Raw genomic sequence first — 13,059 nt, forward strand, 5'->3', positions numbered from 1 at the left:
AAACTATAATCTTTCTAAAAAACACACACGGACCCGGTGAGTACACGTAGAAAAAAGGTTAGCCATTCATAAAATTTTTTAATAAATCGAGGCCAGGGGGCAAAATTTAAATTTTGCCCCATCTCCTCTATTATTACAGCTGTACTTAATTATCTTGCGTTGAAGCTGGACCGAACAACTCATCTGCTCCCATCATAATTCCACCCGTATTTGCAGAAGTTACCAGGTACTGATAACGTGCTAAATACCCGAAACGTACTTTGGGTTCAAACGATTTTAAACCCTTTCTTCTTTCTTCTAACTCGTCTTGCTTTACATCTACATCAAGTGTCCGTTTCTCTAAATCAATTGTGATTTGATCGCCATCTTTAATTAGTGCAATTTCGCCACCTGCAGCTGCTTCTGGAGAAACATGTCCTACACAGATTCCATGTGTTGCACCCGAAAAGCGTCCATCAGTAATTAATGCAACTGTTCGGCCCAATCCACGTCCAATGATATCAGATGTCGGATTAAGCATTTCCGGCATCCCCGGGCCGCCTTTTGGCCCTTCGTATCTAATAACAACAACATGCCCAGCTTTGACACTTCCATTATCAATTCCAGTGACAGCATCATCATGAGAATCAAAACAAATTGCTTTTCCCACAAACCGCTTAATATCAGGGTCAACTCCAGCAACTTTGATTACTGAACCATCCTTTGCAATATTCCCATACAAGATAGAAAGGCCACCTTGCTCCGAATAAGGATTATCAAGCGGACGAATTACTTCAGGGTTCAAAGTATGTGCCCCAGCAACATTTTCTCTGATTGTCTTCCCTGTGACCGTGATACGATCAGGATGTAAGATTCCACCTTTTTCAATTAATTCATTCATGATTGCCGGAATCCCACCTGCTTGATGAACATCTTCCATTGTCCATGAAGAAGATGGAACGATCTTAGCCAGATGTGGTGTTTTCTTAGCAATTTCATTAACTCTTTCTTCACTATATTCAATTCCAGCCTCATGAGCAATTGCCAGACCATGCAATACAGTATTGGTTGATCCGCCCATTGCCATATCCAATGCAAAACAATCATCAAAGGCCTCTTTAGTCATAATATCTCTTGGCCTGATATTATGTTCAACATTATACATTACTTGACGTGCTGCTTTTCTAACTAATTCACGGCGCTCCGGTGATACAGCGAGGGTTGTCCCATTATACGGCAAGGCCATCCCCATAGCTTCCATCAGTGAATTCATTGAGTTTGCAGTATACATTCCAGCGCAAGACCCACAACCAGGACAGGCATTTTGTTCTAATTCCAGAAAATCTTCTTTACTAAGTTTCCCATCTTTGAAGGCACCAACAGCCTCGAAAACCGTTGAGAGTGTCGCGGCCTTTCCTTTAGGATCAAGACCCGCTTTCATTGGACCGCCTGAAACAAATGCTGCTGGAACATTGGTTCTTGCCGCTGCCATCAGCATTCCTGGTGTAATCTTGTCGCAATTAGGCATAAATAATACTCCATCAAACCAATGAGCATTAATAACTGTTTCAGCCGAATCAGCTATCAGTTCACGGCTAGGTAACGAATATCGCATCCCAATGTGTCCCATTGCAATTCCATCATCAACTCCAATTGTATTAAATTCAAATGGAACACCACCAGCTTTGCGAATCTCCTCTTTTGCAATTTCTGCTAGCTCTCGCAAATGAACATGTCCTGGAATAATCTCAATGTAAGAATTACAGATTGCAATAAAGGGTTTCTTCATATCTTCTGGATTCTTAACCTGCCCAGTTGCATAGAGCAGGCTACGGCCAGGTGCACGATCCACTCCTTCAGTAATCGTATCACTTCTTTTCTGGATTTCATTACTATCAATGGTAAAATTCAAGGTGTCGCTCATTTATTTCATCTCCTAATTATTTTTTCGTGCGATTGCTTCGACTTCTACAAGTGCACCTGCTGGTAATGCTTGTACTCCAACGGCTGAACGTGCAGGTAAACATTCATTATCTGCAAAAAAGTTGGTATAAATCTCATTGACAGCTTTAAAGTCAGCAATATTAGTCATAAAGACCGTAACCTTAACTACATCTTTAGGAGTCATTTGTGCCGCTCCTAAAACTTCTTTCAAGTTGTTCAATGCTTGAACTGCCTGTTCTTCAACACTCAAATCAGAAACAAACTTTCCTGTCATCGGATTAATCCCGATTTGTCCTGAACAATACAGAACTTTCCCGTTTTTAACAGCTTGTGAATAAGGTCCTAGCGCTTTAGGTGCCTTTTTAGTTTTTACTTCTTTATTCATACTTTTCAACTCCTTTATGATTACTTTGGATAAACAATGACTCGCTTGGCTTCGTCCACCAATATATTAATTGGTGCTTCATAGAAATCGCTCAATTTCTCCGTTGTTAATAGGTTCGCACGCTGCCCTGCTGCATAAATCTTTCCCTTTTTCAAAAACATTATTTTACTAAAACATGGCAAAATTTCTTCTGTGTAATGTGATACCATTAACAGCGCCGGACTATCTTCACTAACAGCAAGTTTTGCTATTTTATTTAACAAGCGTTCACGTGCGAAAAGATCAAGCCCATTGCAAGGTTCGTCTAAAATTAATAACTCAGGTTTTGCCATCAGAGCTCTCGCAATCAAAACTAGTTGTCGTTCTCCTTGTGAGAGCACTCGATATGACTTTCCAATCAGATTCGCACCACCAAGGCGTATAACTTGTTCTTTTGCCTCTTGCATTTCTGCTTCTGTATACTGTTCATAAAGACCAATACTAGCGAACTACCCGATAACACAATTTGTTCCACTAGATCACCTGGATGAAGCCAGTCTTGTAATGCACTACTGACCCAGCCGATTTTACGCCTTAACAAAGAAATATTGGATTTCCCAAACACATTGCCTAAGACCTCAAGTTGACCACACGACGGCCACAAATCACCATGGATCATCTTTAGCATCGTTGTCTTTCCAGCACCATTCAATCCTAGAATTGCCCAATTTTCCTTTGCCTCAATTATCCAATTTAGTTCTTCTAAAATAACTTTTTCTCCTCGCTTTAATGAAACATCCTTAAATTCTAAGATTTTCTTCAAGCTTTGACCTCCTATCAGACCATCATTTCATAGAGCATCTGATTTTCTTTTAAATCAATATACTGTGGATCGAAGGCAGATAATCGTCTTTGCAGCTGAGCGACATTCTCTCTTTTACCCAACTGAATTCCAATTAGAACTGGTCCTTTGCCCCGATTGACCTTCTTCGTATACTCAAATTTAGTAATATCATCATCAGCATTTAAAATCTGATTTACAAATTCTTTTAATGCACCTGGTCGCTGTGGGAAATTCACCACATAATACAGTTGCTCTCCTTCGTAAACCAGCGAACGTTCCTTGATTTCTTGCATCCGCCCAATATCGTTGTTGCCGCCACTGACCACACAAACAACTGTCTTCCCAACGATTTCACTACTTATATTATCAAGCGCAGATACACTGAGGGCTCCTGCTGGTTCAGCAACAATCGCTTCTTTATTGTATAGTTCTAAAATCGTTGTACAGACATGGCCCTCTGCTACCGTTACCAACTGATCAACATATTCGTGTGCATTAAGATATGTCAGATCTCCCACCGTGCTGACTGCTGCTCCATCAACAAACTTATCCATCGTTTGCAACGTAACTGGATGCCCAACCTTAAAGGCTTCCGCCATCGAAGCAGCACCGTTTGGCTCAACTCCAATTATTTTGGTTTGCGGACTAACTGCTTTCATATAAGCTGAAATTCCGCTGATTAGTCCACCACCGCCGATTGCGCTTAGCATATAATCGATTTGAATCCCGTCTTTAACCATATCTTGATAGATTTCAACAGCCAAACTACCTTGTCCTGACATAGTCTGTAAATCATTGAACGGTGCAATAAATGTAAGCGATTCTTGCTGACAATACTTTTGTGCAGCTTTGGCGGAATCATCGAATGTATCACCAATTAGCTGAATTGTTGCATATCCTTTGCCAAAGAACTTAACCTGTTCAATTTTTTGCTTTGGTGTAGTAGTCGGCATAAAGATAACTGCGGGAATCCCCATCTTCTTGCAAGTCCAAGCAACTCCTTGAGCATGATTACCTGCGCTCGCACAGACAACTCCTTTTTTTCGCTTTTCTTCAGACAATTGTGTTATTCCATAATATGCACCTCGCAGTTTAAACGAACGAACAACTTGTAAATCCTCTCTTTTTAGATAGACCTGACAGTCATATTTCTGTGAAAGATATGCGTCATATTGCAAAGGAGTATGGCGCACAACTGACTTTAGAACATCATAGGCTTGTTGTACATTCTCCTTTTTTAACAGCTTTTCCTTGGTCAATACATTCAATAATCTCACCCTTTCCTCACTATAAGAATATGTATTAACAGAGTTGAGCAACAACCAACCCAATCTGTCAAATAAAAAATATGTTATTAATTACCGTGACTACTTGCTATACTTATCTGCTTCTTTAACAAATGGCATCTTAGCCCGCAATTCTTCGCCGACTTTTTGTAATTGTGACTGTTCCATCTTGCCACGATAATCGTATAGTTTCTTAAATCCGTTACGATAATCTGCCATGAATTCTTTGGCAAATGTACCATCTTGAATCTCAAGCAAGTTTTCTTTCATTGCTTTTTTAGATTCTGCGTTAACAACTTTAGGTCCACGTGTATATGAACCATATTCAGATGTATTTGAACAATCTTTGTACATCTTGGCAAAGCCGCCCTCATAGATTAAGTCACATATCAACTTCATTTCATGGTCAACTTCAAAATAAGCAAGTTCTGGGGAATACCCGGCTTCAACCAAGACTTCAAAACCGGTTTCAATCAAGGCTGTTACCCCACCCATCAAGACATTTTGCTCACCAAACAAATCTTCTTCAGTCTCTTCCTTGAATGTCGTCTTCAACAATCCAGCTCTTGCAGCTCCATTAGCCTTTGCAAATTCTTTTGCAAAATCCTCTGCATGACCTGATACATCTTGATAAGTTGCATAAAGTGCAGGAACTCCAAAACCTTCCATATAAGTTCGACGACACAAGTTACCTGGACCTTTAGGCGCCATCATAACAACATCAACATCTGTAGGTGGAACAATTTCTTTGTAATAGACATTAAAGCCATGTGAAAACCCTAATACGTTACCAGCTTCAAGATATGGTGCAACTTCTTTTTTATAGATATCCGACATGACTTCATCTGGAGTAAGCATCTGTACCCAATCTGCTTTTTTAGCCGCCTCGGCAACTGAATATACTTCAAAGCCATCATTTTTTGCTTTATCAAATGATTTTCCTGGACGTATTCCAACAATTACATCTACACCTGAATCACGTAAATTGTTTGCTTGTGCATGACCTTGTGCACCATATCCTATAAAGGCGACCTTCTTTCCTTTCATATAATTAGTAGTAACATCTTTTCCATATAACATATCAACTGACATTTTAAATTCCTCCAAAGTTTTTAGTATAATAAGCTTTCATATATCATATAATTTGTGTAAAATATAATTGTGATTGGCATAGCAAATAAACATATGATTACCGTCATTGTGCTTATTCAATTGTCATCTGGCGTTCTCAAACATTTTTGATAATTCAGTTTTTTCTGAATTGTTTCAGTCGTTCTTTTTTGCTCATACTACTTGATTCCGAACATTTCATGATTTGGTGCCCCGGGTGCAATCATCGGGGTTACTTCTTCAAGTTGTGGCACTGGCGCCTCTATTAAGACACAGTGCTTCTGGGAAAAAGCATCTGCCAATGCTTCCTTCCAATTATTCGGGTTAAGTTTTAGATTTTCGATTCCGTATGCTTGAGCAATTCCAAGAAAATTCGGCTGTTTATCAAAAATCGTTTGTGAACGTCTTTTTTCATAAAATAAATCTTGCCATTGTCTTACCATTCCTAGTGCATGGTTATTAATCAGAATAATCTTTAAATCTAAATCATATTGTTTAATGACTGCAAGTTCCTCTAGTGTCATCTGGAACCCGCCATCGCCTACAAATAACACAACTGTTTTTTGGGGATTAGCAACCTTTGCTCCTATTGCAGCCGGCAATCCGAACCCCATAGTTCCCAAACCACCGCTTGTTATTAATTGTCTAGGCTTAGAAAATGGATAATACTGCGCTGCCCACATTTGATGCTGCCCAACGTCTGTCACGACGATGGCTGCACTTTGCGTCAGTCTTCCCACTTCTTCAACAACTTCTTGCGGTTTGATAACCCCTTCTTGCCGGCGATAATGATACGGATATTTTTTTTGCCAACTTCGTAATTGCAAGTACCATTGATTAATTGGGCCTAACTCAAAATCGGCTTTTAGTAATTGCTGAAATACATCCTTAGCATCGGCTACTTCAGCCAAATCTGCTTTAATGATTTTGTTCAACTCATGTGGATCAATATCGAGATGTGCAATCCAAGCTTTTGGAGCAAACTCAGCTGGCTTAGTTGCCAAGCGGTCATCAAATCTGGAACCTATGTTCAATAAAAAATCACATTCAGATAATGCCATGTTGGCTGCATATGTACCATGCATTCCACCCATTCCTAAGAAAAGTTTCTCATTTTTCGGTACAACCCCCAGACCCAGCAGCGTTGAAACAACAGGAATCTGATACTTTTCAATAAACTGTCGAACTTCTCGGCTTGCGTTAGCACTCAAGATTCCCCCACCAATAAGCAAAATTGGTTTCTTCGACTTCTGCAATTTCTCAACTAACTTTTGTCTTACCGCCGTACTCATCTTCAACGGATTCTCGGACATCTCAGACAGATTAGTCGAGTCACTAACAGATTCCGTCATAACATTTTTGGGTAAATCTACAACGACCGGACCCGGTCTTCCATTAACAGCTAGCTTAAACGCTCTTCTGACTACTTCTGGTAACTGTTTAGCCACTGTAACTTGCAGACTTGCTTTTGTAATAGGTTTTGTGATCTCAATGATCTTGGCTTCTTGAAAAGCATTTGTTCCTAAGACAGTGGTCGCAACTTGACCGGTAAATACCACCAGTGGTACAGAATCGCTCTTCGCATCCGCAATCCCTGTGATTGCATTTGTTGCTCCTGGTCCTGAGGTTACAAAAGCAACTCCAACTTCACCAGTTGACTTTGCAAAACCCTCTGCAGAATGAATGGCTCCTTGTTCATGACGTACCAGAATGTTGTGAAATGAATTCCGGTAGATTGCATCATAGAGTGGTAGCACCGCTCCACCTGGATACCCAAACACAACTTTTACTTTTTGTTTCACAAGCTCCTGTAAAAGTAAATCGGCACCCATTTTCTTAGTAGAATTTACTGCTGAATCCTTCTTTAGCTGTCCTAACAAACCATCACCTCCTCTTAAAAACGATTATGAAAAATTCAGAATCACCTCCTTTCATCTGATTTTTTTATATAAAAAAGCATCCATCATTTTTTGTGATGGATGCTTCCTGCTTACCCACCACATTACATTAGTTCATGCGATGGATTCTCAATTTCTTAGGTAACTAAAAACTACCTAGACATCAAACCACAATCGCATGTGTTAATAATGACTAAGCTAATAATAATATTTACTAGAAAACTTCTATTCATTTTTTCCATGCTCATGTGCTTCAACCTCCTTGCGAATGCAAATTTTATATTGCTTAAAATAATTGTGTGCATTTCTTGTTATACCCACATATTGAACAATACTCTTTATTAGGTGTCAGAGAACCGCAATTAACACAAGTCCCAACTGCAATATTTTCTCTTCGATCCAAAGTATCTACGAATTCTTTACCACACTCAACACAGTAATTGCCTTGTGGTACAACTTCGCCACAACTACAACATACTAGCATCTCATACTTTAACTTCATGAACATTCCCCCAACCACTAACTACGTGTGTAAAAGCGATATGTTGCATATAAGTTAAGACAACTATGTACTTAAATAAATTCTAAACTAATAATTAAAACTACCTGAGTATTAATTCATTTCACGGGTGTTATGTTACACGCCTTATTTTTTCTAGTCAACCTCTTTTTTTATAAAAAAATAAAAAAAGTTTCTAAATAATTTTATTTTTCATTTTTTCCATCTTCAAAGCCCTATAATAGCAAGGATTACAATTTTAAAAAATTTATAATCTGATGATTTTTATAAAAAAGTTTGACAAAAAAATGTTTTGTGTGTATATTCACAACTAATAAAAAAAGTAAAGAAGGATTAAAAATGACTGAGACAGCTTACATTACAATTTCAATGATTATCAGCACGATTATTATTATCAATTGATGCGGGCTGCTTTTTGCTGTCTGCAATTGCGGACAGCCTTGGTCAAGCCAAAAGCTGTTTAAGCTTTTGGCTTTTTTCTTTACTCTAATTAAGGAGGGACTGAAGATGACTTGAGCGACTATTAACCAGAAATAACAATAATCATTCGCATTTATAATTTTAGGAGGATATTTATAATGACTACTGCTACAAAAACAGGTGTTAACTTACCAACTCTGAATCAACCAGACCTAGCACGCGACTCTGTAAAAACGGTAATTCTAGCTTCAATGATTGGTACCGCAATTGAATTTTTTGATTTTTACGCTTATGGAACAGCAGCAGCTACATACTTTCCAAAGGTTTTCTTTCCTGAAGTAACAACTACAATTGCCACATTACTAAGTCTGTTAACGTTCGGGGTAGCATTCGTGGCACGTCCACTCGGATCATTCATCTTTGGTCATTTTGGAGACAAGGTTGGACGCAAAAAAACATTAGTTGTCTCACTACTACTCATGGGTGGTTCAACCGTGCTAATTGGTCTACTGCCGGATTACCACACTCTTGGAATACTTGCCGTCATCTTACTTTGTGTTTGCCGATTCATTCAGGGAATTGGGCTTGGAGGCGAGTGGTCAGGTGCCGCACTTGTCGCTACAGAAAACGCCCCCGAAGACAAACGAGCATTTTATGGAGCTTTTCCTGAATTAGGTGCTCCACTCGGTTTCTTTTTAAGCAATGGTTTGTTCTTCCTGCTTGAAACCTTCTTGACCCCTAGCCAGATGCTTACATTCGGCTGGCGTGTACCTTTCCTCGCTTCTGCTGTTTTAGTAGTTGTTGGTTTCTGGGTTAGAACAAAGATGCAAGAAACTCCTCTATTCAGGCAAGCCCAAGCTAAGCAATTAACTACCAAATCTCCATTGACACTCGTCTTCAAGACTTCTTGGCGTCAAATTGTTCAAGGCACTCTTATTGTTGCGGTAACATATACATTATTTTATACATTGGCAACATGGTCTTTAACTTACGCAATCACAAGCTTAGGCTTTTCTAATCGTGAGTATTTGTTTTTATTAATGGGTGCTATTATTGTTTTTGCTGTTTTAATCGTATATGCTTCCAAACTTGCTGATATCTTCGGCCGTCGGCGCGTCTTATTAGCTTCTTCGAGTGCCTTAATTATTTTCTCACTACTTTTTCCTTATCTTCTGCAGGGACAGCGTAACTTTACTGGTGTCATCATTTTCTTAGTAGTTGGTTTCACATTAATGGGAATTGCCTTTGGACCTGTTGGGGCTTTATTGCCTGAATTATTTAAGACAGAAGTCCGCTACTCTGGTGCCGGAATCTCTTACAACCTGGCTGCGATAGTCGGCGCTGCTTTTACACCAACCATCGCAACCTGGTTAGCTGACAATTGGGGAATAAAATTTGTTGGACTTTATCTTGGTATAATGGCTGTTGCTTGTTTGATTTCGCTCTTGACAGTAAAAGAAACAAAGGATGTTGATTTTTCAGAATAAAAAATATATTATCCTATATAATTTGATTATATATTTATAATTGACTAAAACAATAGCCACTTATTGGATCGAACTTCAAATGTTCATTTAGAACATGGAGTTTGATTTTTTTGTCTATTTTAATTGCAGTCTCTTACTTACTATCTCCCCCATGTTATTTTCCAAAATAAAAAAGAACCTCCATAAGAGATTCTTTTTTGAATACCAGAATTTGATGGTCGTTAGTCGTTAGATTAGTATCAAATCCAATTATTCTTTTTCTTCTGTTGCTGGTTCTGCATAACTGACCGAACCATTTTTTCTTTTTGTAACCATCGTTACCCACAGCAATAGCAATGAAACTACTATGAAGATGAGCATAATCCCAATTGAAAATGCAACTTGACCAGAACCTAATCCCGAAGTCAATGATTCACGGAATCCAAGAACGGAGTATGTCATTGGTAAGAACGGATTAATTGCCTGGAAGAAACCATCCATTCCATTCGTGATATTAATTGGGAATGAACCACCTGAACCGCCGAGTTGGATAACCAAAAGAATCATTGCAGCAAAGCGCCCAGGATTCCCCCCTGCGACTGAAAGGAACATTATCAAGTACATTGCAGTGAACGAGAATACGATTGCGTTAAGAACCATCTGGAAAGGATGGTCTGGAGTCAATCCTACTGCCATCATTAACAACGTTTCAATCACCGCTGTTCCCGTTGCCACAACTGCCCCAATCGCAACTTTACTCAAGAACCACTCTGTTCCCGTACCATCTGGTGTCGATAAACGACGAATTGGATATACTAAGTTAAATACCAAGGCACCAACATATAACGCAACTGAAAGCATATATGGTGCAAGTGCATATCCATAGTTAGGAACCGTACTGTAATTCTTATGAACCAATTTAGATGGTGTTGCAAACATATTTGATGTCTTGTTAGATGTCTTAACTGCATTTACTTTCTTCGCGCCTTTGCCTAGAGCCTTAGCAAGCGCTTTGTTACCATCAGCTAACTTCGATGAGCCTTGTGTTAATTTTGAAGAATTAGCATTAAGCTGACTTGTCCCACTTGCTAGCTGATTAACACCAGAAGAGAGTGTTGGCACTTTACTATTAAGTTGACTCAAGCCACTCGCCAGCTGTGCCGTTCCACTATTCAAGGTAGTGCTATTACTATTCAATTCGCTTGTACCAGATGCAAGTTGACTCACACCCGAAACAAGGGCTGGAACGCTGCTGTTGAGTGTTCCTAAACCAGTTGAAAGTTGTGAGGCTCCACTTGTAAGAGACGAATTATTAGAACTTAATTGACTCGCACCTGAACTTGCCTGATTAGTTCCAGCTGTATAAGTTGCTACTCCACTAACTAATTTTGAAATTTCAGAACTTAAAGTAGAAGTACTTGCAATTGTTGCCACTTTATTTTGAATAGCCTCTGCTGAGGCCAAAGTCGTCGCATCAATATCCGGACTACTTGCATTAATCTTTGAGTTAAATTCATTTGCACTACTTGCAGCCGTGTCTGATAAACTCTTTAATTCAGATACTTTATTAGTTAAAGTCAAAATTGATTTAACCATTGTTTGTGCATCATTGTCAGTCAGTTTGTTGCTCGTATCCATAAGATTTTCCAAATTAGTTACTGCCGTGCCTAAAGAATCCATCTCTGATACCAATTCATTCATTGATTCTAATTTACTAGAAAGTGATGATAAATCTGTCTTTTCACTTAATGTTGTTGCCGCCGTCTGAATATTACTAATTTCAGCAATATTACTTGTGGCGTTTGTATTTGCACTACTATCAGTTGCACTCCCAGACAAAGCTATAATTTGTGCTAATTTTGCTTTATCCGCATTTGTCATATTATCTTCTGACTGCATGCTCTTAGCAAGTGCAGAAACAGTTGATGAATTAGTTGCCACTTGCTTTAAGCTAGCTGTTAGACTAGTACTAAAATCTGTCTTTGCAGTCGCAACGGTTGATAATGTTGTTTGTAATTCTGCAAGCATAGTTTTAATATTACCCGTTTGTCCAGCCAAACTCTTCAATGTAGCCAACTGCGTCTGAAATTTAGTACTATTTATTTCTGTATTCACTGCAGCCATTGAATTAGACATAGAATTGACACTGTCTTTATTCGCTTGAAGAGCACTATTTATCTGACTAACATCCTGTGCTAATACATTATTCATGACATAAAAGCCAGCAGCTGCAGTCGGTAATTGTGATGTTGAACTTGCTAAAGTTTGCATTCCACTATTAAGCGTACTGGAATTGCTGGAGAGTTTACTTAGTCCACTCGATAATGTTCCAACGCCGTTCGTATACGTGCCCAATCCACTTGTCAACGTATTCGAACCCGTCGCCAACTTACTAACACCACTTGCAAGTGTACCTGTACTATTATTCAATTTTTGTGTTCCAGTATTGACTTTAGCCACACCAGCCGTATACTCTGATACACCACTTTGAAGTGCGGTTGCCCCAGTTGCCAGTTTAATCACACCTTGACTCAATGGTACAACACCTGTTTGTAATTCAATTACACCATCATTAATCTTCTTAACACCTGCAGTATATGTGTTAAGTCCATCTGATAATGTTGTTGACCCTTCTTTTAACTTATTAGCACCCTTTGAAGCTGTTGTGAAGCCTGTCCCAACTTGCTTGATTGTCGCAAACATTGTTTTTGCGTAAGCCTTCGTCACAGTTGCATTGATTTTAGTGTTAAGCTGTTTTGCCCCTTCTTCACTAATAACCTTACCAATATAGTTGAGTGAATCGTTCGTCTTATAAGTTAATCTCATTTTTTTGGATTCTTATTCAAGACGGTTGTAGCATTTTTCGAAAAATTCTTTGGAATTGTAATAATTGTATAATACTTTTTATGCTTCATCCCATCCAAAGCCTTCTTTGCAGATACAAAATGCCACTGCAAAGAATCATTTTTCTTCAATTCCTTAATTAATTCGGCCCCAACTTGCATTTTCTTTCCATTGTATGAAACTGCCTTATCTTCATTGACCACGGCAACTGGTAATGACCCAGCGTTCCCATAAGGATCCCATACTGATTTTAAGAAGAATACTGAGTACAAAAAAGGTATGAACATGATTGCTAAGATTGTAGCAATCAATAACCTATGATTCAAAATATTTTTGAACTCTTCTTTAATCATATTCAATTTTCTCTCTCCTCTGCTTTTTTAA

Annotated in this window: 7 protein-coding genes and 2 pseudogenes; 1 reads left to right on the forward strand and 8 read right to left on the reverse strand. The window is 38.8% G+C overall.

Features of this window, described 5'->3' with window-relative positions; all coding sequences use genetic code 11:
- Positions 1 to 145: 145 nt before the first annotated feature.
- From ilvD to ABF682_RS01180, 7 genes and pseudogenes are all read right to left on the reverse strand, one after another.
- Positions 146 to 1,903, reverse strand: a complete 1,758-nt coding sequence (gene ilvD, locus ABF682_RS01150; protein WP_415618743.1) for a dihydroxy-acid dehydratase — start codon at positions 1,901 to 1,903, stop codon at positions 146 to 148.
- A 12-nt stretch (positions 1,904 to 1,915) separates the two neighbouring features.
- Positions 1,916 to 2,308: a RidA family protein gene (locus ABF682_RS01155; protein WP_415618744.1), complete on the reverse strand. Its 393-nt coding sequence runs from the start codon at positions 2,306 to 2,308 to the stop codon at positions 1,916 to 1,918.
- Positions 2,309 to 2,328: 20 nt separating this feature from the next.
- Positions 2,329 to 3,110, reverse strand: a pseudogene (locus tag ABF682_RS01160) (ABC transporter ATP-binding protein).
- A 14-nt stretch (positions 3,111 to 3,124) separates the two neighbouring features.
- On the reverse strand, positions 3,125 to 4,399 hold the full coding sequence (gene ilvA / locus ABF682_RS01165; RefSeq protein ID WP_415618859.1) for a threonine ammonia-lyase IlvA: 1,275 nt from the start codon (positions 4,397 to 4,399) through the stop codon (positions 3,125 to 3,127).
- Between the two features lie 99 nt (positions 4,400 to 4,498).
- Positions 4,499 to 5,509, reverse strand: a complete 1,011-nt coding sequence (gene ilvC, locus ABF682_RS01170) for a ketol-acid reductoisomerase (RefSeq protein WP_415618745.1) — start codon at positions 5,507 to 5,509, stop codon at positions 4,499 to 4,501.
- A gap of 197 nt (positions 5,510 to 5,706) precedes the next feature.
- The gene (gene ilvB, locus ABF682_RS01175) at positions 5,707 to 7,359 is read right to left on the reverse strand and encodes a biosynthetic-type acetolactate synthase large subunit (protein ID WP_415618860.1); all 1,653 of its coding nucleotides are present in this window, start codon (positions 7,357 to 7,359) and stop codon (positions 5,707 to 5,709) included.
- Positions 7,360 to 7,711: 352 nt separating this feature from the next.
- Positions 7,712 to 7,927 (reverse strand): hypothetical protein, encoded by a 216-nt coding sequence (locus ABF682_RS01180; RefSeq protein ID WP_415618746.1) that lies wholly within the window; start codon positions 7,925 to 7,927, stop codon positions 7,712 to 7,714.
- Positions 7,928 to 8,523: 596 nt separating this feature from the next.
- Between ABF682_RS01180 and ABF682_RS01185 the strand changes: the two genes are divergently transcribed.
- Positions 8,524 to 9,852, forward strand: coding sequence for an MFS transporter (locus ABF682_RS01185; protein ID WP_415618747.1), 1,329 nt, complete (start codon positions 8,524 to 8,526; stop codon positions 9,850 to 9,852).
- 249 nt (positions 9,853 to 10,101) lie between these two features.
- On the opposite strand, the pseudogene ABF682_RS01190 reads toward ABF682_RS01185, so the two are convergent.
- Positions 10,102 to 13,028 (reverse strand): annotated as a pseudogene (locus ABF682_RS01190) (YhgE/Pip family protein).
- Between the last annotated feature and the right edge of the window lie 31 nt (positions 13,029 to 13,059).

Origin of the sequence: Liquorilactobacillus sp. (assembly GCF_047719775.1) — a bacterium.
Taxonomy (GTDB): domain Bacteria; phylum Bacillota; class Bacilli; order Lactobacillales; family Lactobacillaceae; genus Liquorilactobacillus.

Bases quoted from the DNA above. Each gene is read 5' to 3' on its own strand.
- ilvD (WP_415618743.1), bottom strand. From the start codon at position 1,903: ATGAGCGACACCTTGAATTTTACCATTGATAGTAATGAAATCCAGAAA.
- ABF682_RS01155 (WP_415618744.1), bottom strand. From the start codon at position 2,308: ATGAATAAAGAAGTAAAAACTAAAAAGGCACCTAAAGCGCTAGGACCT.
- ilvC (WP_415618745.1), bottom strand. From the start codon at position 5,509: ATGTCAGTTGATATGTTATATGGAAAAGATGTTACTACTAATTATATG.
- ilvB (WP_415618860.1), bottom strand. From the start codon at position 7,359: ATGGGTGCCGATTTACTTTTACAGGAGCTTGTGAAACAAAAAGTAAAA.
- ABF682_RS01180 (WP_415618746.1), bottom strand. From the start codon at position 7,927: ATGAAGTTAAAGTATGAGATGCTAGTATGTTGTAGTTGTGGCGAAGTT.
- ABF682_RS01185 (WP_415618747.1), top strand. From the start codon at position 8,524: ATGACTACTGCTACAAAAACAGGTGTTAACTTACCAACTCTGAATCAA.